Source organism: Pseudomonas sp. MD330_10, from assembly GCF_042610415.1.
In the GTDB taxonomy this organism is placed as follows: domain Bacteria; phylum Pseudomonadota; class Gammaproteobacteria; order Pseudomonadales; family Pseudomonadaceae; genus Aquipseudomonas; species Aquipseudomonas rhodesiae.
Genome location: NZ_JBHGZU010000018.1, coordinates 83,099 through 105,267 on the forward strand (window position 1 = coordinate 83,099; position 22,169 = coordinate 105,267).

Here is a 22,169-nt window from a genome sequence, read left to right on the forward strand (position 1 = left end):
GGCACACTGCCTTCGGCGTTCCGCTGATCCATATCAAAAGGCCATGCCGGAGAGTGGTTTACAACAACCTCGGGGCTGACTGCGCCCCCGACTATTTGCCTGTGAACGCATAAAAACAATTGCAGACCTGGGCCGAGGAGACCGCTCCACGCCAGGTTCTTAAAGGACTATTGCGATGATGTTTGCCCTCTTACGCGTCAGCTTCGTGGGGATGCTGATGTGCCTGTCCCTCTCGCTGCACGCCAGCACGCCCGACACCCCTCTGCTCGAACGCGGCCACTACGTCGCCCAACTCGGCGACTGCATTGCCTGTCACACCGCCAAGCCAGGCGCGCTGATGGCCGGCGGCCTGGCGTTGAGTACGCCGATGGGGACGATCTACTCCAGCAATATCACGCCCGATGCCGAGACAGGCATCGGGCGCTACACCTTCGAGCAGTTCGACCGCGTCATGCGCGAAGGCGTTACCCCCAGTGGTATGAACTTGTACCCGGCGATGCCGTATCCGTCCTACGCGAAGATCAGCGAAGAGGACATGCGCGCGTTGTACGCCTACCTGATGCAGGGCGTGCCGGCGGTCCGCCAGGACAACCTGCCGGCGGACATGGGCTTTCCGTTCAATCAGCGCTGGGGCTTGGCATTGTGGAATTTCGCCTTTCTCGACAAGCAACCCTTCCAACCCGATCCGGGCCGTGACGCGGGGCTTAACCGTGGTGCCTACTTGGTTCAGGGCCTGGGGCATTGCGGCTCGTGCCATACGCCGAGGGGCATCGCGTTCCAGGAAAAAGCCATGAGCGATACCGAGCGCGGCGGCCAGCACTACCTGGCGGGGGAAACCGTCGAGCATTGGCGCGCCTTGAGCCTGCGCAACTTGTGGACCGTTGACGACACCGTGCAACTGCTCAAGACCGGGCAAAACCGTTTTGCCACAGTGTCGGGCAACATGGCCGATGTGATCCATCACAGCACCCAGCATTTCAGTGATGACGACCTGATTGCCATCGCCCGTTACTTAAAATCCCTGCCGGCGGGCCAGGAGGATCTGCCGATGCCTGCCGTGGCCAAAGCCCCGGCTGCCGTGCCTGACGACCTGTTCAGCAGTCGTGGCGGCCTGGGCTACATGCAGTTCTGCAGCGACTGCCACCGCAGTGACGGTGCCGGCGTGAAGGGCCTGTTCCCGCCGTTGGCCGGCAACCCGAGCGTGGTCGCCGCTAACCCAACATCTCTTTTGCATATCACCCTCACCGGCTGGGCAACCGCGCAAACCGCCACCCATCCGCGGGTCTACACCATGCCTGGGTTCGCGCGGCTGGCCGACCAGGAGATCGCCGAGATCCTCAGTTTTGTGCGCACCCACTGGGGCAACCAGGGCACGCCGGTCAGCCCCGCGCAGGTGAAAACCCTGCGCGAGCAGCTCAACCCGGCCAGCAGCGACATGTCCGCGTTCCAGACTCCGCGTCTGGCCGAGTTGCTGGCCGCGCCGAATGCCGACCAGGTGCTGCGTGGCATGCGGTTGCATCTGCAGACCAAGGCGCTGCTGCCGGACAATGTCGGCAACGCGCTGAACTGCACCAGTTGCCATCTCAATGCAGGCACTGTGGCCGATGGATCGCCGTTCGTAGGGGTGTCGGCGTTTTTCCCCGGTTATGCCCCGCGTGCCGGCAAGGTGATCACGTTGGAGGAGCGCATCAACGGCTGTTTCCGCCGGTCCATGAACGGCAAGCCGCTGGCGCCGCAATCGGCGGATATGCAGGCGATGGTGGCGTATTTCGACTGGATGAAAAACAACACCCGCCCGCAGGACAAAGTCGCCGGACGCGGCGTGGGCAAGGTCGACCCGACGCTCAAACCCGACCTGGCCAATGGCAAAGCGGTGTACGCCAAGCAATGCGCGGTGTGCCATGGCGACAATGGCCAGGGCCTGACCCGCGCCGACGGTGAATGGATCTACCCGCCGCTGTGGGGTGAGCAGTCGTTCAATATCGGTGCGGGGATGGCGCGCACCTACACAGCCGCCGCGTTCGTCCAACGCAATATGCCGATTGGCTTCCACGAGCGCTTCCCGCTGGGGCAGGGTGGCTTGACGGAACAGGAAGCGGTGGACGTCGCGGCGTACTTTTCCGGGCAGCCGCGTCCGGACTTCCCGGACAAGGTCAAAGACTGGCCGAACGGCGGCAAACCGATGGATGCGCGCTACTGATCCAGGCGCTTGAAGCAGGCTTCAAGGATATCCAGCCCTTCCTCCAGCACCGCCGGCTCTGTGGTCAGCGGTGCCAGCAGCCGGATGATGTGCCGCGCCTTGCCGCTGGGCATCAGCAGCAACCCGGCGTCCCGCGCCAGGCCGAGCAGTTGCGTCAATTGCCGGGGCGCCGGCGTGCCGTCGGCGTTGGCCAGTTCGATGCCGCGCATGGCGCCGACGCCGGTCAGGCGCCCGAGGTAGGGCGACAGCGCTTGGTCGCGCCAGGTCGCGTACCTGCGGACAATTGCGGCTTCCTGCTGTGCGCCCCACGCGTGCAAGTTTGCGTCCGTCATCACCTCCAGGGTGGCCAGCGCCGCCGCGCAGGCGATAGGGTTGCCGGAGTACGTACCGCCCAGGCCGCCTTTGGGCAAGTTGTCCATCAGGTTTTTGCGCCCGACCACCGCCCCCAGCGGTACACCGCCGGCAATGCTTTTGCCCAGCAAGATCAAGTCCGGCTCAATGCCCAGGCGCGAAAACGCGAAGCGTTGACCGGTACGGCCGAAGCCCGATTGGATTTCGTCGGCAATCAGCAGGATCTGTTTCTCGTCGCAGAAACGCCGCAGCGCCTGGGCAAATTCGACGTCCAGGGCCAGGAAGCCACCTTCGCCCTGCACCGGTTCGATGATGAAACAGGCGACGTCTTCCACGTCGATTTCCACGCTGAACAAACGCTCCATGGCCTTCAGTGCGTCGGCGCAGGTCACGCCGTTGTCGGCGCTGGGGTACGGCAGGTGATACACCGGGCCGGGCAGTACGCCGACCTTTTGCTTGTAGGGCGCGACCTTGCCGTTAAGGTTCAAGGTGGCCAGGGTGCGGCCATGGAAGGCACCGTCAAAGGCGATCACCGCAGTGCGGCCGGTGGCGCCGCGCACGATCTTCAAAGCGTTTTCCGCCGCTTCCGCGCCGCTATTGGTGAGCATGCCGCTGACCGGGTAGCTCACAGGGGTAAAATCACTCAGGCGTGCCATCAGCTCGATGTAGGGCGCGTGCGGCGCGGCGTTGAAGGCATAGTGCGTGAGCCGAGTAGCCTGCTCGCGAATCGCCTCGACTACCTGCGGGTGGCAATGGCCGAGGTTGAGCACACCGATGCCGCCGACGAAGTCGATATAGCGCTTGCCTGTGCTATCCCACACTTCGGCGTTCTTGCCGTGGCTGAGGCTGATGGGGTGGACGATGGAAATCGACTGGCTGACGGTGGCGTGGCTCATGAATCCGGGACTCGGCAGTGGCGGGGCGTTTTTTATCTAAGCCGCCCGCCGGGGCCTGTCGCAAACGAAATAAAGTCTTTGGGTCATTCCAAATCGGAAGGAGCTACTGCCGAAGGGGGGCGGACAAACCGGTCGACACTGCTCAAGTGCGCGCCGCTGCGCTGACGCCTCCGGTTATTCCGACACCCCGGCCTTGCCCGCGGCCTTGGCGCGATACAACGCTTGATCGGCGCGCTCCATTAGGGCGGCGGGGGATTCATCCGCGTGGCGCTCGGCCACGCCCAGGCTCAGGGTGACGGCGAAGTCGCCGGGTGCCTGGATGGTGCGTATCTTGCGGCAGATCTGCTCGGCCAACGCCTTGGCCGTTTCCAGGGTGCTTTCGGGCAGGATCACCATGAATTCATCGCCACCCCAGCGTGCCAGCAGATCACACGGGCGAATGCAGCTCTCCAGGCACTCCACCACCCGCACCAGGGTCTGGTCGCCAGCGCCGTGACCATAGCGGTCGTTGATGGGCTTGAAGTCATCGATGTCCATGGCGATCAGGGCCAGCGGCAGGCGGAAGCGCTGGGCACGTTCGCACGCTTGCAGCAGGGTTTTTTCCAGGCGATAGCGGTTGGCAACCAGGGTCAAGGCGTCCCGCTCGGCCAAGGCGCGGTTTTCGTCCAACTGCAATTTGAGTTGCTGGTTGACCCGTGCCAGTTCACGGGTGCGTTCGGCCACCAGCGCTTCCAGCGACTGGTTGCGTTGTTCGAGTTGGGCGACTGAATATTTGCGCGCCTGAATGTCGCGATGGGCGCTGACCATGCGCGCCACCGAACCGTCGGGGTTACGCGCGATCACGTAGCCGCGGTCCTCGATCCACAGGTAGCTGCCATCTTTTTTTCGGCAACGGTATTCGGTTTGGTAGTGCGGCGCGCGGCGGTTGATGTAGTCATCGAACAGCGCCATCACCTGGGGGTAGTCCTCCGGATGAATGATGTTTTCCCAGGTGAACAGCGTGTTCTCCAGCGCATGCCGCGGGTAGCCCAGCATTTCGTACCAGCCCGGATTGCGGTAGACGAACCCGGTGTTGGCGTTCCAGTCCCAAATGCCGTCGCTGACCAGCTCCAGGATGGTGTGCAGCATGTCGGCGTTGAGGTGCGAGAAATCCTGCTTCGCGGGGTTGCTGCCTGAGGTATCGCCCATTGCTTTTGCTCCTTGCATGCGCGCTGTGTGCGCCGCCGCGCGCTATGGCGTGGGCGCAACCATCCGTGTGCGAGCCTTCCCATTCGCATTGTGTTGGTAGATTGCGTCCGGTTGACCTTGTTCGTTGAAAAACACCTGACCGATGCCCGCCGAGTTCCATAACCGTTCGCCGGCCTCGGCATGTTCCGGAACATGCGGTACGACCTGCATGGTGCGACGGCGTGTGAACCAGTTGAGCGGCGAACGGGGTGAGTATAGCCAGCGGTTGAGACGGTCGAACCATTCCAGCAGGCGCCGGGGAAATTCGTTCTTGATGCCGCTGCTGGTGATCTGCCAGATCCGGGGGCCGGCATTGCGGTGGCGGATCAGCACGGCATAGACGAACGAGTAATGCACGTCACCGGAGAGAATCACGTAGTTACCCGGCGTACGCGAGTGGCGGAAAATATTGAGGATCACCTGGGCGGCGCCCCGGTGGGCCATCCAGTTTTCCGCGTCCACCAGCAGCGGGTGGCCGCACCAGCTGAAGACCTTCTGCACTGTCTCGATCAGCTTGACGCCGAAGATCGGCGCAGGCGAGACGATGATCGCCGACGGGTGGTCCAGCAGTTCCTGTTGCAGTTCGCTCAAAGCTTCCCAGTCCAGCAGGCCGGAGGGTTGCTTGAGGGTGAACTCACTGCGCCAGCGCCGGGTGCGGGTGTCGAGCACCACCAAGGCGGGCGTGCTGGGCAGCACGTAATGCCATTGTTGAAATTTGAGCAACGTGGCCAGCAAGCCATCCTGGGCGGCGGCGTCGAGATGGTTGTCGGGGACGTGAGCGGTCAGCGCCTGGATGGGCGGCACCAGTTCGACAAAGGCATCCGGGTGGTTGCCCCAACCCTGGCACAGCAGATAGGCGAGCAGGGCATTGCCGATGATGCGTTTGGAAAACGGGTGGCCGTAGGCGGTTTCTTCCCATTGGGCGCTGAGGTTCCAATCGTCGGTGATGTCGTGATCGTCAAAGATCATCAGGGTGGACAGGTGCGCGAAGACTCGCGCTACGCCGGGCAGGCCGTCGCGAAAGCGCTCGATCGGCACGTGCTCGCGCGCATAGCGCGCCGATTCGTCCGGGCTAAGTGGCGGCGCTTGGGTTTCGATCAAGGTCCAGGGCGTGGGGGACCACACCAGCAGGTACATCGCCATGACTTCGGCAAAGGTGACCAGATGGTTGTCGGCGGTGCTGCTGGTGAAAATCGGCTTTTTCACGCCGCCGAAGAAGCGCTCGCGCAGGGTCTGATTGCTGTCCAGCGCCGGCAGCAGGTCCGCGCGATGGTAATAGCTGGCGCGGTGCCCGTAGAGGCTGGCGCTGTCGTCCACCACGGCGCCTTCCAGATGTTCGTCGAACAGGCCCAGGCGCGCGATCAGTGCGTGGATCGCCCTAAGCATCGGCCCGGCCACATCGTCGGCGTAAACCTGGTCGCCGCTCATCATCAGCAAGGCTGGACGCTCATCGAGCGTGTGCGCATCGTCGAGCAGGCGATCGACGCAGAGCAGGCCGTCTTCGGCGGCGTGGTGAGGTTTGCGGCAGGAACCGTGCACGAGCTGGTGGATGCGACTGTGCAGGACAAAATGTGGTGATGGCGCGTCGGCATACAGCAGATGCGCCGCCCAATGGGCGATACCGAGGCCGTCGATCAGCAGGTCGTAGTGGATGACCTCGTCCTGAGGCAGCGCTTCGTCCAGCGGCACATCGATCAGGTGCACAAAGGCCTGGCGGCCTATGGGAATGACTTGGCACTGGCCTTGATCCAGCGGGATGTGCAGCGTGTGTCCGGCCCATTGCAGCTTCAAGGTCAGGTCCAGGGGACGACTGCCAGTCAGCCACAGCACCAGGCGCCTGGGTTCGAGACGTCGTAGCAAAGGGCCGGCAAGTACGGCGGGCAGGTTGTCGGGGTGCAGCATGCAGGGATGGGCTCCGGCCAGGCTAGAACCGGCAAGGTTAGCGCAATGAATGTCAGTGTTTTGTTAAGGCATGGGGTGTACGAAGGGCAGCGGGCTGCCCTCCGTAGGCCGCTCTAGAGCAGGTTGCCCTTGCCGAGGCTGTCCAGGCTGCCGCTGCCTCGGCGCCGGTTGTGACGTGGGGCGTTATCGGTTTGCTGGGTCTCAAGCGGGAGTGAGTGGCTGTCCAGGCTGCGCTTGTTGCGTTGCAGGGCTACATCATCGTGTTGTGGGGTGGGGAGTTGCAGATGGCCTAGGAACGGACTGATAGCTCCAAGCATAAAAATATCCTTCTGTAAGTTAGATGGGCTCCGCGTCTGCGAAGCCGGGCCAAACTTATAGAGGCGCGAGGTGCTGGAGCTATAAACACCTCATGGCAACGTGTAACGGCAATGGCGGTTTAGGCCCATCGAGCCCTACAGCCGGACCGATCAGGTATGGGCATCCTGCATCACCTTCGGCACTGTGAATCGGAACTCACTGCCACGGCCCACTTCACTTTCAGCCACGATCTTGCCGCCGTGGGCCTGCACGATGCCTTGGGTGATATACAGCCCCAGCCCGCTGCCGGTGGGATTGTTTTCGGTCTGTGTCCAGTAGCGGTCGAACACATACGGCAACAGCTCTGGGGCAATACCTTCGCCGGAGTCGCGCACCGAAAACACAATTTCCTCGCCGTTGCTCATGGCACTGATGCCGATATTGCCCTGGCGCGGGGTGAACTTGATGGCGTTGCCGATCAGGTTCGACAGCACTTGGAACAAGCGCTCAGGGTCGCCTTTAATCTGCAGGCCAGGTTCGGCGTTGAACGACAGGTCGATGCCTTTTTCCATCGCCAACGGTGCCAGCAAGGAGTACGCCTCCTCGAACATCTGGTTCACATCCAGCGCCACGGGCTTGACCACATAGCGGCCGGCCTCGATTTTCGACGTGTCGAGCAGGTCTTCCAGCAGCACATTCATGCGCCCGGCGGCTTGTTGCATGGTGTCGATGGCCGAGGAAATACGGCGCGAGGTGTGTGGGCCTTCGGAGCTGAAGGCTTTTTGCATCATGCCGCAGAGCATCGAGATGACAGTCATCGGGTTGCGCAGGTCGTGGGACACCACCGCCACCAGGTCATCACGGGCGCGCACGGCCTGTTGCTCGCGTTCGACCTGGCGGGCCAGGTCGTTTTCCAGCGCGGAGCGGCGCAGGTCGTTGGCGGCGAACAGGTCGCCGTGGCTCCACTTGGTGGAGATGCCGGCCATTTCCACTTTCCAGATTTCAAACGACGTGCGTGGGCGCAGGCGCATACCAGCGTCGGAATTTTCCAGGTCCAGCGGTTTTTTCGGGTCGCCGCTCCAATTGATATTCTCTTTGACCTCGGGGCGGAACCACAGCACACCGTTGTCCACCGGCTTGGGCAGGCTCATGGCCAATACGCCGCTGGCCACTTGCTGAAACTCTGCCGCCGGTGGGTAAACCGAGGCCAGGTTATGGCTGGCGAACACCGGTTCGCCACTGGCTTGCAGCCACTTGTGCAACGCCCGGATCTGCGCCGGTTCCGGGCAGTTGCCGTAGCGGTGCAGTTGTTTGTCTTCGATGATCGCCACGCCGCCGGCCAGGGTCAGGTCCATGAGCAAGCGCGGTTGCTTGGCCAGGCCGTCGAACACGTTGTGGTCCGAGGCTTTCATGGCTTTGTCCAGTTGGGCCAAGGCTTCGACTTTTTCTTCGCGCTGGTGACTCAGGTCCAGAGCCTCCATGGCGCTGATCTGCAGCGAGAGTACCTGGCCGATGGTCTGGCAGGCGGTACGCAGTTCGTTCGGTACCAGCAGCGGGGTGCGGTTGCCGCAACTGATCAGGCCCCAGAGTTTGTCGCCTTTCATCAGCGAAATGCTCATGGACGACAACACGCCCATGTTCTGCATGTACTGGCAATGAATCGGCGACACACTGCGCAGCGTCGCAAAACTCAGGTCCAGCGGTTCGCCGGTATCTGGGCGCAATTTGGGCACCAGCGGCACCGGCGTGTAATCGGCGTTCGGGATAATCCGCAGCCAGTTGGTGCGGTACAGCTCGCGAGCCTGTTCGGGGATGTCAGACGCAGGGAAGAACAGCCCGTTGAACAATTCCATGGACGGAGCGGATGCTTCGGCAATCACCTGACCATGGCCTTCTTCTTCGAAGCGGTAGATGAGCACCCGGTCGTAACCGGTCATGGCCTGGATTTCCGTGACGCTGATGTCGTACAGCGCCGCCAGGGTTTTTGCCGACTGCAAGCGGCGCAGCATCTTGCCCAGATCACTGGTGCGACCGTTCAGGGCCCGTGGTTGAAAATCCTTGAGGTGGGGTTCGAATTCCAGCACCAGCACATTTTGGTGGCGGTGCAACAAACCTTCGAACTCAGCGCCGTTGAGCGTCACGTGCAGCGGCGGCGCATCGGTAAAGGTGTTGAGTTCGGCCATGGCCTGCACGGCCTGGGCGTGTTCGGTGCCGATCAGGCTGTGCAGCGGCTGGCCCAACAGCGCCTCGGGCGTGCGGTTGAACAGCGTAGCGACGTTGGCGCTCACTTGGATGATCTTCAGGTCTGGCTCGGACAGCGTCAGCAGCACACCGTGAGGCTGAATCGCCCCAGGAAAGCGAATGGGTTCGTCGGCGCAGTTGGCAAGCAGCTGTTCAAAATCTTGGGGTTTCATAGCAGTACCTCCTGGCTGTCGAGCCATCGCTCAAAGCCGCTGAATGTCGAACGGGCGGCATGTACCGCGCGCTGTTGGGCTTCGGCGTCCAGCGCCTGAATACCCAGATAATCGAGAAAGTCTTTCCAGCGCCGGCCCGTCTCAGGGCCATACACATCAAGAAACGCGCCACCGTTGGTGGCATCGATGCCAAAGCGCTGGGCCATTTCCCGGCGCAGCACCTGGCCGCCCAACGTTGCGCCTTCGAGCACATACAACACACCGAGGCACGCCGCAGGGGTGTCGAGGCGCGGCAGGGCGGTGCAGTGGGGCAGGGCGTTGATAGCGGCGTCATCCAGGCCAAGACCGTGCAGGTCGCTGACCAATGTTGGCGTTTTCACACGCAGGGCAGTATCGAATCCCGCCGGGATCAGCCCACTGGCATACAGCGCCGCTTCAATGGGGGCGTAAAACCCGTGGTAGGCCTGCAGCAGGCGCCGGTAGCCGTCGGCATCCAGGCGCTCGGAAAAAAATGGCAGACGCTTTTCCAGCGCAACGTGCAACAGGCTGGTGCCTGTGCGTAACGCGTCAAGCAATGAGGGCGCACCAACGTCATGGGCCTTTGAAAGCATGCAAATAGCTCGAGCTGTGGGCCTGCCGGCCATGAATGACGCGTGGAAATGGGCGACGATTCTACACAACTCATGGCCATTGACTGTACGCACAAGGCGAAAAGCCTGACCAGCGGATCAGAAAAGTCGCTCCTTGCCTTATGACTGACCTTACAAAGTACCGTGAAGTTCGGTTGAGGTGATATTGCGGCGCTATCAGTGCAGAGACGAACCTTGCTGGGTCAACGCTGTTTGCACGCATTCGATCAGATGCTCAGTGCTCCATGGCTTGGGCAGGAAACGCACGGAACCGCCGAGTTCTTCAGCCATTTTTGTATTGCCCGAGGTCAGCAGCACCCGCACTGATGGCCAGCGATGGGCAACCACGCGGCTCAAGTCATAACCATTGAGCAGGCCAGGCATTTGTATGTCGCTGACAATCAGGTCCACGGGGTCGTCCTCGCGTTCCAGGTAAATCATCCCTTCATCCGCTGAGGGAAACGACGTCACAATCGCGCCGAAATCCTCCAGTACATCCACCATCAACGCTCGAATAATTTCGTCGTCTTCCAATACCAAAATCGATGGCTGAGCCATGATCCTTACTCCACCATCAGGGTTCAGTTAGGTGGAGTGGAACGCAGTGGCATAGGTTCGATTGGATGTGTCCCAGGCGATGGGTGGTCGTTCAGGGTGTCTAGGTTGCGTGTTTGCACCGATGGTATTGCAGGCGGCGGTGATCCGGATGGAGATGCCAGGCATAATTCCCGCAACCGCCGATGTGGAGTCGCCGATGAAGTACGCCTTACTGACCCTCGCTCTGATTCTCAACACCGCCCCAGCCTTCGCCGCCGGCGATGCCGAAGCCGGCGGTAAGCTCTTCACCAAGACCTGCGGCGGCTGCCACAGCATCGGCGAAGGCGCGCGCGGCGGTTTCGGCCCGCAACTCAACGGCATCATCGACCGCCCCGCCGGCACCACCGAGGACTACCAGTATTCCGACGCGATGAAAAACTCCGGCGTGGTCTGGACCCGCGAAAAACTCGCCGCGTACATCGAAGACCCCAAGAAGGTAGTGAGCGGCACGCGAATGATCTTCTGGGGTATCAGCGATCAGGAGAAGATTGAAAATATCCTGGCGTATCTTGAGACGTTCCCGTCCAAGTAAGCACTCCTTCGCCAGGCGATACTTTTGGCCGATTGATCAAGTCAGCAAATGCTTGGAAATCAGCCGCGAGATTTCCACAATCGAGGTCTTCCCAGTGAACTCGAATTTCACTTTGCCCAGGGATGAAAAGTAAATCTCCAACTCCGAATCCAGGTCGAAGGTCCCGGACGTTTCCACCGAATACGCCACGATGTTTTTGTACGGCAGTGATGTGAAGTCCTTCTTACTGCCGGTGATGCCTTGCACGTTCACCGCGATGATGCGTTTGGTGGTGAATACCACGCCGTCGCGCATGGCCTTGTAGGCATCCACCACTTCTTCGCCATCGAGCAGCAGGGCCGAGACGCGTTCGGCGTATTCATTGTTTTGTTTGAGTTTGAAGAAGCCTTTGTTGTTGAAGTCGATCATGTAACGGTCCTTGTGGTCGGTCTGTGACGCCGCATAAGTTGACACTCATCGCGGTCAGGCGCGTTCCTTCAATGGAAGGTGTCACTGGATAGCTTTGAGGTAATGCTTGAGTGCGTCGAGCGGGGCATCGAGTTCCTCCAGCGTAGAGGCTTTTCGAGTGTCGGCGGCCAGTCTCTCCAACTCACGCCCCAACACCGTCTCCGTTCCGCCCAACGCCTGCAGCGCCTGCATCACGCATTCATCTAGCTTACGTTGAATCAGGCGCAAGTCCCCTTGGCGCACCAGCAATCCAAACACTTCACGCTCATACGCGGCCATCGCCGGGTCGTCGCGCAATACCGGGCTGCCGCCGTCGGTTTCATGCACCAGTTTGAGTGCGAAGAGCGCAACAGCTTCCAGCGTCAATTCCATGGTGGGGCTTCCTCGGTGTGCGGGCGGAGCGCGATGATCACTGTTCTGCGGCTGAAAAAAAAGACCTCAAACGCTTGCACCTCAAGCGCTCCGCGGAACGATATTAATTAGCCATGTTCCAACCCGCCGTGCCCAGCTCGCGCAGCCAGCCAGTGGACCGGTGCGATGTTGAATCGGCACGTTTGACTCACTTACAGGGACGCAAGTACTTATGCAGCCATCCTCCACACCTGATTCATCCGCCACCGGCGAGCTGATCGCGAGCTTTCGCCATGGCAAAGGTTTTCTCATTTTCAGCCTGATACTCGGCGTAGCGTTATTGGCGCTCGCGGGATTTGTGCTGTACCTGGGTACGATCCTGCCGCCGGGTAATGAAGGACCTATCGGTGTCACAACGTCCCGGGGCATGACGATCAACTTCAGCAGCGGGCAGTCGCTGATCAATCTCACCAGTGGCTTTCTGGCCATTCTTGGGCTGTGTGTATTCGGCCTTTACGCCTGGCATAAGAAATTGCGCAGTACCGCTTACGATGTGTACGAGCATGGCATCGCACGCATCAACCAAGGCCAGCGCGACTACACCCCGTTTATCGAGATCCAGGACTTGTATCTGTTCAGCTCCGGGCAAACGGTGATGACAGGCTTGATCACCAACCTGGCCTACCGTCGCACGGCCGCCGAGCCGTTTCATCGCGTGATTGAAAGCCTTAAGGGTTTTCAAAAATTCCAGCAATTGGTGCGCGAACTGCACGTCCGCGCGCGCATGCCGGGAGTGCTCAGTGTGCTGGAGTCGGGCGGGGCGGTGACGTTCAATTGCATCAGCTCCGGCCAAGTGTGGGGCAAGCGCATGAGCGGTAATTTCCTCAAGATCACCACGGCGCCCATCCTGGTGAGCGCTCAGTGCCTGGAATACCAGGGCCGTAAGGTGCCGATGTCGTCATTGCGCAGCGTCGACCTCAACGCCTGGAGCGAAAAAGTGGTGATCAAAGACGACAGCGGCCAACCGGTCCTGTCGACCATCGCCACCGGCATCCTGAGCCACGACCTGTTCCTGCATACGCTGGACACAGTGCTCACGGCTCAAACCCAAACGCGCGAGCTGGCGTGAACCGCTCGCGTAATCGTTGATTGTGCATAAAGGGATTAAACGATGATCTATCGCGGCGCAGGCTGGCTGACGCTGTTCACACCGGTGGCCATGATTTTGTTGCTGATGGTGTTGTGGCCCGACCCCAGCGTCAAGCCGGGCAACACCTCGTTGACGCAACTGCTGATGGGCGTGGGGATCGGCTCGGCCATCAACACGGTGCTGGGTTTTGTGCTGAATAGGGAAGTGCATGAAGATGGCGTGCGCCACCATTTCTTTTTCTTGCCCATGCAATGGCCGGCACTGGCGATCACACTGGTGTGCGTGGTGATTGCGCTGTTCAAGTAAAACTACCCGCCGGGCTTAACGGGTACGCTGTTGAGTGCTTGCTCGTAAGCCTCGCGTAGGCGCTGGAAGGCGACGGGGTCGTCATCCGGGCGCGTTAGCTTGGGTAACTTGGCGTATTGGCGTTTGAGGGTGCGCTCGTCAGCCGTGGCTGAAAGGTCGAGGGTTTTCCAGCAGTCGGCGGAGGCATTCATGCTCAGTGCCCGCCGGGCTTCGTCCATGCGTTCGTAAATGGATGGCACGTCAGGCGGGGGATGTTGGTCGGATTGGTCATGGTTGGGTGATTTTCTGCAGCGTTTCCATCTGCCTGATCCAGGCATCGAATCGAGCGCATTGTTGCCGAATGATCGGCAGGCCGATCTCAATCGCGGCGAGTGAACCGTGCAGCGGTTTGTCGTAGCCAGCGTAAAGCTTTTGCAGTCTTTTGCTCGGCGCGGTCATCGGACTATTGTTAATAGCTTCCGGCGTTTCAAACTGATTTCGTATGTGCAAAAAACGGTCTTCAAGGGCGGTCTGGTTGATCCCGACAGCTAACCCTTTGGGGCAACTGAACAGCAGGCCCTCGAATTCGTACATTTGCACATAGGGAATGAATCGGCGCATGGCTTCATCGCCCAGTTTGTTTGCCAACCTTTCCGTCATAGCTTTCAGCAGGCAATCAGCTTTTTCATCCATGGTGTTCTTGCTACCGGCATTCGCTTTGCCAGGGAATTCTTCGGGCAGGCCATAGAAATCAAAAAACGTAGTGCAATATGCCTGCCGGTCACCTAACAGGCGCTTTTCAACATCACTGAGCAGACGCTCGAAACGAAAGTTGCCGCCCTTGTGGCCGGGTTTTCCGATCAGAGCAGGCATCAGGTAAATATCCAAATGCTGGAAGGCGTGCGCCAGCACCTCGTTGATGAACATCTCTTCTGTTTGGCCCTCGCAGATCACGTGGACTCGAATCATCTACGCGGCCTCCCGCCCAGAATGTTTTTCTCCCACAGCTCGCCTACCGAATAATCGTCCAGCCATGTTTCGAAGGCTTTTTCGTCGAGGCGCTTGAAGACAGTTGCGCCTTTCTCCCGCTCGACGATGATCAGGTCGTCGATTGAGAACTCGTTCACCAGGGGTACCGACTGCGTTGAGACAATCACCTGCATTCGCGTGGAGGCTGAGCGCAGCAGCGAGCCTAGTAAGGTGATGGCGTAGGGATGCAGGCCGAGTTCCGGCTCATCAATTATGATGGTCGATGGCGGATCGGGTTGGAGCAGGGCGGTGACCAAGCAGATGAAGCGGATCGACCCGTCCGAGAGCTGGCTCGGCCAGAAGGTGTAGTCGCTGTTCTTCTGACGCCATTGCAGGTTGATCAGCTCTTCCTGGCTGTCCAGTCGCACAGGCTTCAGCACAAAATCATCGAAGAACGGAATCGCCAGTTGGATCGTTTTGCGGATCTGTTCATACACCTCAGGCGATTCGGTGCATAACCGATTCAGATAGGCCGCCAGGTTCGACGCGTCTGGACGCAGGTAGTCATCGATATGGGCCGGTCCGTAGCGTTTGACGCTCGCGGTTTCGCTGGTGTCGTGGAAGTGGAAAACCTTCCAACTGGAAATCGATTCGTAGCAGTACGCCACAACGTTGTTTTTGTAGGGGGCTTGGAACTGTTTGGTGTCGTAGGCTTTTTTGAGCTTGGTCTCCTGGTGCCCGGAGCCCAGCGTAATCCACTCTGATCCATACATGGGGCCGTCAAAAAAGAGCCGTTCGTTGGAAAAAACAAAGTCCCCCTCCACGGTCGGTTCCAGCTCGAACTCATAGCCGTTCAAGCCAAAATGGACATAAGAACTGATCTGCTGAGTTTCCTTGACGCCGAAGCTGACAACTCGGTCTGCCGATCCTTGTTGGGTCGTCCACTTTTTAAGGCGCAACTCCATCATTTCGCTGAGCATGCGAAAGTAAGAAACGAAGCTGCTCTTACCCGCACCGTTGGCACCCAGCAGCACGTTCAGGCTGCCCAGGTGCAAGTCCTCAAGGTTCTTGATGGACTTGAAGCCTTTGATGGTGAGCCGGCTGATCGGGTTCTTTGTGCTCATTGCTGCTTGATTCCTTTAGCGGCGCCGCTTGTTGAGTCCAAAGCCGCTGTCGTTGATAGCTGTGGCGGATTCTGCCATTGATTTCGCACGCTGGCTTCTCACTTGATGGGATCATCCTAACGTTAATCTTTACTGTCTAATATCAGGGCGTTGATCGGGTCAGTCAGCCCAATTGTGACGCATCGCTATCGGGGGCAAGTCCGCTCCCACAGCGCATCGTGTTTCAGGTTGAAAGTGGGCGGTGAACATTAAATCGGGCGGCCCGCACTTTTTTACAGGCGAAAAAAAAGACCTTGAATTTCAAGGTCTTTTTTTAAGATGGTGCCCCGAGGGAGACTCGAACTCCCACTCCTTTCGAAAACGGATTTTGAATCCGCCGCGTCTACCAATTCCGCCATCAGGGCTCAATGGCGGCGAAGTATAGAGAGGTGATTACCGTTGGTCAATCACGTTTCATGGTCAATTTTGACTATTTCCGCTAGACTTCCCGGCCCTGCTAGACGAACCCCATCATGCGCGTTGCTGACTTTACTTTTGAGCTCCCTGATTCGCTGATCGCTCGCCACCCTTTGGCCGAGCGGCACGCCAGTCGACTGCTGACCCTGGACGGGCCAAGCGGTGCCCTCGCACACCGTCAATTCACTGATTTGCTTGAGCATTTACGCCCAGGTGATCTGATGGTGTTCAACAATACCCGGGTGATTCCGGCGCGGCTGTTTGGCCAGAAAGCCTCCGGCGGCAAGCTGGAAATTCTGGTGGAGCGGGTGCTGGACAGCCATCGCGTGCTGGCCCATGTGCGCTCCAGCAAGTCGCCGAAACCGGGATCGAGCCTTCTTATCGATGGCGGTGGCGAAGCCGAGATGGTGGCGCGTCATGATGCGCTGTTCGAGCTGAAGTTCGCCGAAGAAGTCCTGCCATTGCTGGAGCGCGTCGGCCATATGCCGTTGCCTCCTTATATCGACCGCCCGGATGAAGACGCTGACCGCGAACGCTATCAGACCGTGTATTCCCAGCGCCTGGGTGCGGTGGCCGCGCCTACGGCCGGGCTGCATTTCGACCAGCCGCTGCTGGAGGCGATTGCCGCCAAAGGCGTCGAGACTGCCTATGTGACCCTGCACGTGGGGGCCGGCACGTTTCAGCCGGTGCGTGTGGAGAACATCGAAGACCACCATATGCACAGCGAATGGCTGGAGGTCACTCAGGATGTGGTGGACGCGGTCAACGCGTGCAAGTCGCGCGGCGGGCGGGTGATTGCGGTGGGCACCACTAGCGTGCGCTCCCTGGAAAGCGCGGCGCGCGACGGCGTGCTCAAGCCGTTTAGCGGCGACACCGATATCTTCATTTACCCAGGCCGACCGTTCCATGTGGTCGATTGCCTGGTCACCAACTTCCATTTGCCGGAATCCACGCTGTTGATGCTGGTGTCGGCATTTGCCGGTTATCCCGAGACCATGGCCGCTTATCAAGCCGCCATCGAAAATGGATACCGTTTTTTCAGCTACGGTGATGCGATGTTCATCACCCGTAACCCGGCGCCGCGCGGCCCAGAGGAACAACTATGAGTCGTATGTCGTTTGAATTGCTGGCCACCGACGGTAAGGCCCGTCGCGGTCGCCTGACGTTCCCGCGTGGCACCGTGGAGACCCCGGCGTTTATGCCTGTCGGCACCTACGGCACCGTCAAGGGCATGCTGCCGCGCGATATCGTCGCCACCGGCGCCGAGATTATCCTCGGCAACACTTTCCACCTGTGGCTGCGCCCGGGCACGGAAGTGATCAAGAAGCATGGCGATTTGCATGACTTCATGAAGTGGCAGGGCCCGATCCTCACCGACTCCGGTGGTTTCCAGGTGTTCAGCCTGGGCGCCATGCGCAAGATCAAGGAGGAGGGCGTAACCTTCGCCTCGCCGGTGGACGGTTCCAAAGTGTTCATGGGGCCGGAAGAGTCAATGCAGGTGCAGCGTGACCTGGGTTCGGACATCGTGATGATTTTCGACGAGTGCACGCCGTACCCGGCCGACGAAGACGTCGCGCGGGTGTCCATGGAGTTGTCGCTGCGTTGGGCCCAACGTTCGAAAAACGCCCATGGCGATAACACCGCGGCGTTGTTCGGTATCGTCCAGGGCGGCATGCATGAAAGCCTGCGCAAGCGCTCGCTGGAAGGCCTCGACAAAATCGGCTTCGACGGCCTGGCCATCGGCGGTCTGTCGGTGGGCGAGCCCAAGCACGAGATGATCAAGGTGCTGGATTATCTGCCGGGCCTGATGCCGGCTGACAAACCTCGTTACCTTATGGGCGTTGGCAAACCGGAAGATCTCGTAGAGGGTGTGCGCCGCGGAGTGGACATGTTCGATTGCGTGATGCCAACCCGTAATGCCCGCAATGGGCATCTGTTCATCGATACAGGCGTGCTGAAGATCCGTAACGCGTTCCATCGCCATGATGATTCGCCGCTGGATCCCACCTGTGATTGCTACACCTGCCAGAACTTCTCCCGTGCTTATCTGCACCATCTGGACAAGTGCGGAGAAATGCTGGGTAGCATGTTGAATACCATCCACAATTTGCGTCATTACCAAGTCCTGATGGCTGGTTTGCGCGAGGCTATTCAACAGGGTACATTGGCCGCCTTCGTCGATGCCTTCTATGCCAAGCGCGGGCTCCCTGTGCCGCCCTTGGACTGAGTTTCCCGACCCTAAGATTCACTATTTGCAACTGGAGTGCTAAATGAGCTTTTTTATCTCTAACGCCATGGCCGACGCCGCTGCGCCTGCCGCTGCGGGCCCTATGGGCGGTGGTTTCGAGTGGATTTTCCTGGTCGGCTTCCTGGTTATCTTCTACCTGATGATCTGGCGTCCACAGGCCAAGCGCGCCAAAGAGCAGAAGAACCTGCTCAGCAGCCTGCAGAAAGGCGACGAAGTGGTCACCACTGGCGGTATCGCCGGCAAGATCACCAAGGTTTCCGATGCTTTCGTGGTACTGGAAGTCTCCGACACCGTTGAAATGAAGTTCCAGAAGGGCGCCATCGCCGCCACGCTGCCTAAAGGCACGCTCAAAGCGATCTAAGTAACAACCTTTACCAATCGACGGGGCGCGCAAGGCGCCCCGCGTTATAAGCGGGCGGCGTGATGCTGAACAAATACCCTCTGTGGAAATACGTACTGATCCTGGCGGTGCTGGCGATCGGTTTTATTTATTCCGCTCCCAATCTCTATCCTGATGACCCGGCGATCCAGATCACTGGCGCCAGCACTTCGCTGCAGGTCAATCAGGCTGATCTGGACCGCGCGAGCAAGGCGCTCACCGATGCGGGTATCCAGGTCAAGGCGGCAACATTGGCGGCTGGTGCGAAAGGCGGCTTGTTGCGCCTGACCAAGCAGGAAGATCAATTGCCGGCCAAGGATGTTGTGCGCAAGGCCATGGGCGACGACTATGTGGTCGCGCTCAACCTGGCGCAAACCACACCGCAATGGCTGCGCAGCATTGGCGCGCACCCGATGAAGCTGGGTCTGGACTTGTCCGGTGGCGTGCACTTCCTGCTGGAAGTCGACATGGACAAAGCCCTCGACGCCCGCCTCAAGGTCTACGAAGGCGACGTGAAGAGCCTGCTGCGTAAAGAAAAGCTGCGTTATCGCAGCCTGCCGCAGCTCAACGGTGCCATCCAGCTGGGCTTCTCTGACGAAGCGTCCCGCGAACAGGCCCGTGCGCTGATCCGTAAGAACTTCAACGATTTCGACATCGTACCGGCCGACCTGAATGGTCAACCTGTACTGCGTCTGGCGATGAGCCCGGCCAAGATCGCGGAAATCCGCGAATACTCCATCAAGCAGAACTTGACCACGGTGCGTAACCGCGTCAACGAACTGGGTGTGGCCGAGCCGATCGTACAGCGCCAGGGCGCCAACCGTATCGTGGTTGAGCTGCCGGGTGTGCAGGACACTGCTGAAGCCAAGCGTATCCTGGGCAAGACCGCCAACCTGGAATTCCGTTTGGCGGCTGAGCCGGGCGCTACCCGTGCTACTGCCGAAGAGTTCGAGTTCCGCGAAGGCAACCGTCCTCCGGCGCTGATCGAGCGTGGCTTGATCATCACCGGTGATCAGGTGACCGACGCCAAGGCCGGTTTCGGCGAGCACGGCACTCCTGAAGTGAACATCCGCCTGGATGGCCATGGCGGCGAACTGATGAGTCGCGCTACGCGCAGCAACGTCGGTCGCAGTATGGCGGTGATCTTCATCGAGCAACGCCCAATCACTACCTACACCAAGCAAATGGTCAACGGCGTCGAGAAAGACGTGCCGGTGCAGTCGTTCAAGGAAGAGAAGAAGATCATCAGCCTGGCGACCATTCAGTCGCCGCTGGGTGCTCAATTCCGCATCACCGGCCTGAACGGCCAGGGTGAATCTTCCGAACTGGCGCTGCTGCTGCGCGCCGGTGGCCTGGCCGCGCCGATGTACTTCGCTGAAGAACGTACCATTGGCCCGAGCCTGGGTGCGGACAACATCACCAAGGGTATCGACGCAGCCTTGTGGGGCATGCTTTTCGTATCGCTGTTCATCATCGCCATCTACCGCTTCTTCGGTGTCATCGCCACTGTGGCCCTGGCGGGCAACATGGTAATGCTGCTGGCTTTGATGTCGCTGCTGGGGGCAACGCTGACCCTTCCGGGTATTGCCGGTATCGTACTCACCATGGGTATGGCGGTGGATGCCAACGTGCTGATCTTCTCGCGAATTCGTGAAGAGATCGCTGCGGGCATGACGGTGCAGCGCGCAATCAACGAAGGCTTCGGCCGGGCATTTACCGCGATTCTCGACTCCAACCTGACCACATTGCTGGTCGGTGGGATTCTCTTTGCCATGGGCACCGGCCCGGTCAAAGGTTTTGCGGTGACCATGTCCCTCGGTATCTTTACCTCGATGTTCACGGCCATCATGGTGACCCGCGCAATGGTCAACCTGATCTTTGGCGGACGTGACTTCAAGAAGTTGTGGATTTAAGGGGCTGCCATGTTACGTACAATCAACTTCATGGGCGTTCGCAACATTGCGTTCGGCGCCACAGTGCTCCTTACCGTTCTGGCATTGTTCAGCTGGTTCCATAAGGGCCTGAACTACGGGCTGGACTTCACCGGCGGTACGCTCATCGAGCTGACCTACGAGAAGCCGGCGGACGTCACCCTGGTGCGCAACGAACTGGTCAAGGCGGGTTATCACGAAGCCGTGGTGCAGAACTTCGGCGCTACCACCGATCTGCTGGTGCGTATGCCTGGCGAAGACCCGCAACTGGGCCACCAGGTGGCCGAGGCTTTGCAGAAGGTCGGCGGTGATAACCCGGCGTCGGTCAAGCGCGTCGAGTTCGTGGGCCCGCAAGTGGGTGAAGAGCTGCGCGACCAGGGCGGCCTCGGCATGCTGATGGCGCTGGTCGGCATCATGATCTACCTGGCGTTCCGCTTTCAGTGGAAATTCGGCGTCGGCGCCATTGTGTCGCTGATCCATGACGTGATCGTAACCGTAGGCATCCTGGCTTACTTCCAGGTCACTTTCGACCTGACGGTGCTGGCGGCGGTGCTGGCGATCATTGGTTATTCGCTCAACGACACCATCGTGGTATTCGACCGGGTTCGCGAGAACTTCCGTGTACTGCGCAAGGCGACGTTGATCGAGAACATCAACATCTCCACCACCCAGACCCTGCTGCGGACCATGGCCACGTCGATTTCCACCTTGCTGGCGATCGCGGCGTTGATGATCTTCGGTGGCGACAACCTGTGGGGCTTCTCCCTGGCGCTGTTCATCGGCGTTCTGGCGGGTACCTACTCGTCGATCTACATCGCCAACGTGGTGTTGATCTGGCTGAACCTCAACAGCGAAGACCTGATTCCTCCGGCCATCACCGACAAGGAAGTCGACGATCGTCCTTGATGGGCGCTTGTTGATCGTTGTTACAAAGAAGGCACGAGTATTGAACTCGTGCCTTTTTTTTTGCTCCAAGGCTGGGTATAGCGCGGACCTTTCGGTTCGTTTGTGATGGTCAGGAGGTTCAACGTGAACAAGTCGTTACTGGTTGGTGCGGTATTGGGTGCTGTCGGTGTAACTGCCGGGGGTGCTGTCGCCACCTACAGCCTGGTAAAAAGCGGCCCTGAGTATGCGCAAGTACTGGCGGTGCAGCCGGTCAAGACCCAGATCAAAACCCCGCGTGAGGTCTGCAAGGACGTCACCGTGACCCGGCAGCGTCCGGTGCAGGATCAGCATCAAATCGCCGGTACCGTCGTCGGCGCCCTCGCAGGTGGCCTGCTGGGTAACCAGATCGGCGGCGGCAATGGTAAGAAACTGGCCACCGTGGCCGGTGCAGTAGGTGGTGGTTACGCCGGCAACAAGGTGCAGGAAGGTATGCAGAACCGCGATACCTACACCACCACGCAAACCCGTTGTAACACCGTCAACGATATCAGCGACAAGGTTGTCGGCTATGACGTGCGGTACACCTTGGATGGCAAGGAAGGTTCGGTGCGCATGGATCGTGATCCAGGCGGCCAGATTCCGGTCGACAAGGAAGGTCGTCTCGTCCTCGGTCAAAACCAGCAGTAATACTCGTCCAGACGCAGATTCAATGGCGTGTGCAGTTCAGAATGCGGGAGGGGCTAGCCCCCTCCCGCATTTTATTTGTGGTGCTCTTGGCATTTAGGCTCGCACCAAATCCCAGGCACAAAAAAAGCACCCCGAAGGGTAATGCCAGTCAGTTAAGCTGACTGGCATTTTTATTTCTGATCGGATACTTCGGTGATTTCAGCCGAATCGTC

At 59.6% G+C, this 22,169-nt stretch carries 21 protein-coding genes, 1 tRNA gene and 1 pseudogene; 10 read left to right on the top strand and 13 right to left on the bottom strand.

Going from position 1 to position 22,169, the window contains the following annotated elements:
• Positions 1 to 175 precede the first annotated feature (175 nt).
• Complete coding sequence (locus ACFZPT_RS22290; RefSeq protein ID WP_034115049.1) at positions 176 to 2,200, top strand: c-type cytochrome; 2,025 nt, start codon at positions 176 to 178, stop codon at positions 2,198 to 2,200.
• Here ACFZPT_RS22290 and ACFZPT_RS22295 read toward each other — a convergent pair.
• The 7 genes from ACFZPT_RS22295 to ACFZPT_RS22325 form a co-directional block, all read right to left on the bottom strand.
• Positions 2,194 to 3,447, bottom strand: a complete 1,254-nt coding sequence (locus ACFZPT_RS22295) for an aspartate aminotransferase family protein (protein ID WP_034115048.1) — start codon at positions 3,445 to 3,447, stop codon at positions 2,194 to 2,196. The genes ACFZPT_RS22290 and ACFZPT_RS22295 overlap by 7 nt on opposite strands.
• Positions 3,448 to 3,621: 174 nt before the next feature.
• Positions 3,622 to 4,635 (bottom strand): sensor domain-containing diguanylate cyclase, encoded by a 1,014-nt coding sequence (locus tag ACFZPT_RS22300; RefSeq protein ID WP_034115047.1) that lies wholly within the window; start codon positions 4,633 to 4,635, stop codon positions 3,622 to 3,624.
• 42 nt (positions 4,636 to 4,677) lie between these two features.
• Positions 4,678 to 6,576, bottom strand: a complete 1,899-nt coding sequence (locus ACFZPT_RS22305; protein WP_034100486.1) for an isoleucyl-tRNA synthetase — start codon at positions 6,574 to 6,576, stop codon at positions 4,678 to 4,680.
• A gap of 113 nt (positions 6,577 to 6,689) precedes the next feature.
• Positions 6,690 to 6,893: a hypothetical protein gene (locus tag ACFZPT_RS22310; RefSeq protein WP_034115046.1), complete on the bottom strand. Its 204-nt coding sequence runs from the start codon at positions 6,891 to 6,893 to the stop codon at positions 6,690 to 6,692.
• A 150-nt stretch (positions 6,894 to 7,043) separates the two neighbouring features.
• Positions 7,044 to 9,287, bottom strand: a complete 2,244-nt coding sequence (locus tag ACFZPT_RS22315; protein ID WP_047882446.1) for an ATP-binding protein — start codon at positions 9,285 to 9,287, stop codon at positions 7,044 to 7,046.
• Positions 9,284 to 9,898 carry a biliverdin-producing heme oxygenase gene (locus ACFZPT_RS22320; RefSeq protein WP_034115044.1) on the bottom strand — a complete coding sequence of 205 codons (615 nt, stop codon included), beginning with the start codon at positions 9,896 to 9,898 and terminating at the stop codon, positions 9,284 to 9,286. Before ACFZPT_RS22320 ends, ACFZPT_RS22315 begins: the two co-directional genes overlap by 4 nt.
• 195 nt (positions 9,899 to 10,093) lie before the next feature.
• The gene (locus ACFZPT_RS22325; protein ID WP_034100478.1) at positions 10,094 to 10,474 is read right to left on the bottom strand and encodes a response regulator; all 381 of its coding nucleotides are present in this window, start codon (positions 10,472 to 10,474) and stop codon (positions 10,094 to 10,096) included.
• 196 nt (positions 10,475 to 10,670) lie between these two features.
• Here ACFZPT_RS22325 and ACFZPT_RS22330 point away from each other — a divergent pair, with 196 nt between their 5' ends.
• On the top strand, positions 10,671 to 11,045 hold the full coding sequence (locus tag ACFZPT_RS22330; RefSeq protein WP_034100476.1) for a cytochrome c family protein: 375 nt from the start codon (positions 10,671 to 10,673) through the stop codon (positions 11,043 to 11,045).
• A 36-nt stretch (positions 11,046 to 11,081) separates the two neighbouring features.
• On the opposite strand, the gene ACFZPT_RS22335 is transcribed toward ACFZPT_RS22330, so the two are convergent.
• Positions 11,082 to 11,453 (bottom strand): PH domain-containing protein, encoded by a 372-nt coding sequence (locus tag ACFZPT_RS22335; protein ID WP_015885780.1) that lies wholly within the window; start codon positions 11,451 to 11,453, stop codon positions 11,082 to 11,084.
• A gap of 81 nt (positions 11,454 to 11,534) precedes the next feature.
• Entirely contained in the window at positions 11,535 to 11,864 is a 330-nt protein-coding gene (locus tag ACFZPT_RS22340) for a hypothetical protein (protein WP_034100472.1), read from the bottom strand.
• 211 nt (positions 11,865 to 12,075) lie between these two features.
• Here ACFZPT_RS22340 and ACFZPT_RS22345 point away from each other — a divergent pair, with 211 nt between their 5' ends.
• Both ACFZPT_RS22345 and ACFZPT_RS22350 read left to right on the top strand, forming a co-directional pair.
• Positions 12,076 to 12,972 (top strand): hypothetical protein, encoded by an 897-nt coding sequence (locus ACFZPT_RS22345; protein ID WP_034115042.1) that lies wholly within the window; start codon positions 12,076 to 12,078, stop codon positions 12,970 to 12,972.
• A gap of 42 nt (positions 12,973 to 13,014) precedes the next feature.
• Positions 13,015 to 13,299 carry a hypothetical protein gene (locus ACFZPT_RS22350; RefSeq protein WP_034115041.1) on the top strand — a complete coding sequence of 95 codons (285 nt, stop codon included), beginning with the start codon at positions 13,015 to 13,017 and terminating at the stop codon, positions 13,297 to 13,299.
• A gap of 29 nt (positions 13,300 to 13,328) precedes the next feature.
• Here the strand turns inward: ACFZPT_RS22350 and ACFZPT_RS22355 are convergent.
• From ACFZPT_RS22355 to ACFZPT_RS22370, 4 genes and pseudogenes are all read right to left on the bottom strand, one after another.
• Positions 13,329 to 13,490, bottom strand: a pseudogene (locus ACFZPT_RS22355) (J domain-containing protein); the annotation flags it as partial.
• A gap of 76 nt (positions 13,491 to 13,566) precedes the next feature.
• The gene (locus ACFZPT_RS22360) at positions 13,567 to 14,247 is read right to left on the bottom strand and encodes a DUF4276 family protein (RefSeq protein WP_034115039.1); all 681 of its coding nucleotides are present in this window, start codon (positions 14,245 to 14,247) and stop codon (positions 13,567 to 13,569) included.
• Positions 14,244 to 15,371 carry an AAA family ATPase gene (locus ACFZPT_RS22365; protein WP_034115038.1) on the bottom strand — a complete coding sequence of 376 codons (1,128 nt, stop codon included), beginning with the start codon at positions 15,369 to 15,371 and terminating at the stop codon, positions 14,244 to 14,246. The genes ACFZPT_RS22360 and ACFZPT_RS22365 overlap by 4 nt, the downstream gene beginning before the upstream one ends.
• A gap of 319 nt (positions 15,372 to 15,690) precedes the next feature.
• Positions 15,691 to 15,775, bottom strand: a tRNA-Leu gene (locus tag ACFZPT_RS22370).
• Between the two features lie 108 nt (positions 15,776 to 15,883).
• On the opposite strand from ACFZPT_RS22370, the gene queA reads away from it, so the two are divergent.
• From queA to ACFZPT_RS22400, 6 genes are all read left to right on the top strand, one after another.
• Positions 15,884 to 16,933, top strand: coding sequence for a tRNA preQ1(34) S-adenosylmethionine ribosyltransferase-isomerase QueA (gene queA / locus ACFZPT_RS22375; RefSeq protein WP_034100452.1), 1,050 nt, complete (start codon positions 15,884 to 15,886; stop codon positions 16,931 to 16,933).
• Positions 16,934 to 16,938: 5 nt separating this feature from the next.
• Positions 16,939 to 18,054, top strand: a complete 1,116-nt coding sequence (gene tgt / locus ACFZPT_RS22380; RefSeq protein ID WP_010565220.1) for a tRNA guanosine(34) transglycosylase Tgt — start codon at positions 16,939 to 16,941, stop codon at positions 18,052 to 18,054.
• Between the two features lie 43 nt (positions 18,055 to 18,097).
• Complete coding sequence (gene yajC, locus ACFZPT_RS22385; protein ID WP_010565221.1) at positions 18,098 to 18,436, top strand: preprotein translocase subunit YajC; 339 nt, start codon at positions 18,098 to 18,100, stop codon at positions 18,434 to 18,436.
• Between the two features lie 62 nt (positions 18,437 to 18,498).
• Entirely contained in the window at positions 18,499 to 20,367 is a 1,869-nt protein-coding gene (gene secD / locus ACFZPT_RS22390) for a protein translocase subunit SecD (protein WP_034115037.1), read from the top strand.
• A gap of 9 nt (positions 20,368 to 20,376) precedes the next feature.
• Positions 20,377 to 21,291: a protein translocase subunit SecF gene (secF, locus tag ACFZPT_RS22395; protein ID WP_034115036.1), complete on the top strand. Its 915-nt coding sequence runs from the start codon at positions 20,377 to 20,379 to the stop codon at positions 21,289 to 21,291.
• A 123-nt stretch (positions 21,292 to 21,414) separates the two neighbouring features.
• Positions 21,415 to 21,957 carry a glycine zipper 2TM domain-containing protein gene (locus ACFZPT_RS22400; RefSeq protein WP_034100446.1) on the top strand — a complete coding sequence of 181 codons (543 nt, stop codon included), beginning with the start codon at positions 21,415 to 21,417 and terminating at the stop codon, positions 21,955 to 21,957.
• The last annotated feature ends 212 nt before the right edge of the window (positions 21,958 to 22,169 follow it).

Excerpts from the sequence above, each read along its gene's own strand:
- ACFZPT_RS22290 (WP_034115049.1), top strand. The coding sequence starts at position 176 with ATGATGTTTGCCCTCTTACGCGTCAGCTTCGTGGGGATGCTGATGTGC.
- ACFZPT_RS22295 (WP_034115048.1), bottom strand. The coding sequence starts at position 3,447 with ATGAGCCACGCCACCGTCAGCCAGTCGATTTCCATCGTCCACCCCATC.
- ACFZPT_RS22300 (WP_034115047.1), bottom strand. The coding sequence starts at position 4,635 with ATGGGCGATACCTCAGGCAGCAACCCCGCGAAGCAGGATTTCTCGCAC.
- ACFZPT_RS22305 (WP_034100486.1), bottom strand. The coding sequence starts at position 6,576 with ATGCTGCACCCCGACAACCTGCCCGCCGTACTTGCCGGCCCTTTGCTA.
- ACFZPT_RS22310 (WP_034115046.1), bottom strand. The coding sequence starts at position 6,893 with ATGCTTGGAGCTATCAGTCCGTTCCTAGGCCATCTGCAACTCCCCACC.
- ACFZPT_RS22315 (WP_047882446.1), bottom strand. The coding sequence starts at position 9,287 with ATGAAACCCCAAGATTTTGAACAGCTGCTTGCCAACTGCGCCGACGAA.
- ACFZPT_RS22320 (WP_034115044.1), bottom strand. The coding sequence starts at position 9,898 with ATGCTTTCAAAGGCCCATGACGTTGGTGCGCCCTCATTGCTTGACGCG.
- ACFZPT_RS22325 (WP_034100478.1), bottom strand. The coding sequence starts at position 10,474 with ATGGCTCAGCCATCGATTTTGGTATTGGAAGACGACGAAATTATTCGA.
- ACFZPT_RS22330 (WP_034100476.1), top strand. The coding sequence starts at position 10,671 with ATGAAGTACGCCTTACTGACCCTCGCTCTGATTCTCAACACCGCCCCA.
- ACFZPT_RS22335 (WP_015885780.1), bottom strand. The coding sequence starts at position 11,453 with ATGATCGACTTCAACAACAAAGGCTTCTTCAAACTCAAACAAAACAAT.
- ACFZPT_RS22340 (WP_034100472.1), bottom strand. The coding sequence starts at position 11,864 with ATGGAATTGACGCTGGAAGCTGTTGCGCTCTTCGCACTCAAACTGGTG.
- ACFZPT_RS22345 (WP_034115042.1), top strand. The coding sequence starts at position 12,076 with ATGCAGCCATCCTCCACACCTGATTCATCCGCCACCGGCGAGCTGATC.
- ACFZPT_RS22350 (WP_034115041.1), top strand. The coding sequence starts at position 13,015 with ATGATCTATCGCGGCGCAGGCTGGCTGACGCTGTTCACACCGGTGGCC.
- ACFZPT_RS22360 (WP_034115039.1), bottom strand. The coding sequence starts at position 14,247 with ATGATTCGAGTCCACGTGATCTGCGAGGGCCAAACAGAAGAGATGTTC.
- ACFZPT_RS22365 (WP_034115038.1), bottom strand. The coding sequence starts at position 15,371 with ATGAGCACAAAGAACCCGATCAGCCGGCTCACCATCAAAGGCTTCAAG.
- queA (WP_034100452.1), top strand. The coding sequence starts at position 15,884 with ATGCGCGTTGCTGACTTTACTTTTGAGCTCCCTGATTCGCTGATCGCT.
- tgt (WP_010565220.1), top strand. The coding sequence starts at position 16,939 with ATGTCGTTTGAATTGCTGGCCACCGACGGTAAGGCCCGTCGCGGTCGC.
- yajC (WP_010565221.1), top strand. The coding sequence starts at position 18,098 with ATGAGCTTTTTTATCTCTAACGCCATGGCCGACGCCGCTGCGCCTGCC.
- secD (WP_034115037.1), top strand. The coding sequence starts at position 18,499 with ATGCTGAACAAATACCCTCTGTGGAAATACGTACTGATCCTGGCGGTG.
- secF (WP_034115036.1), top strand. The coding sequence starts at position 20,377 with ATGTTACGTACAATCAACTTCATGGGCGTTCGCAACATTGCGTTCGGC.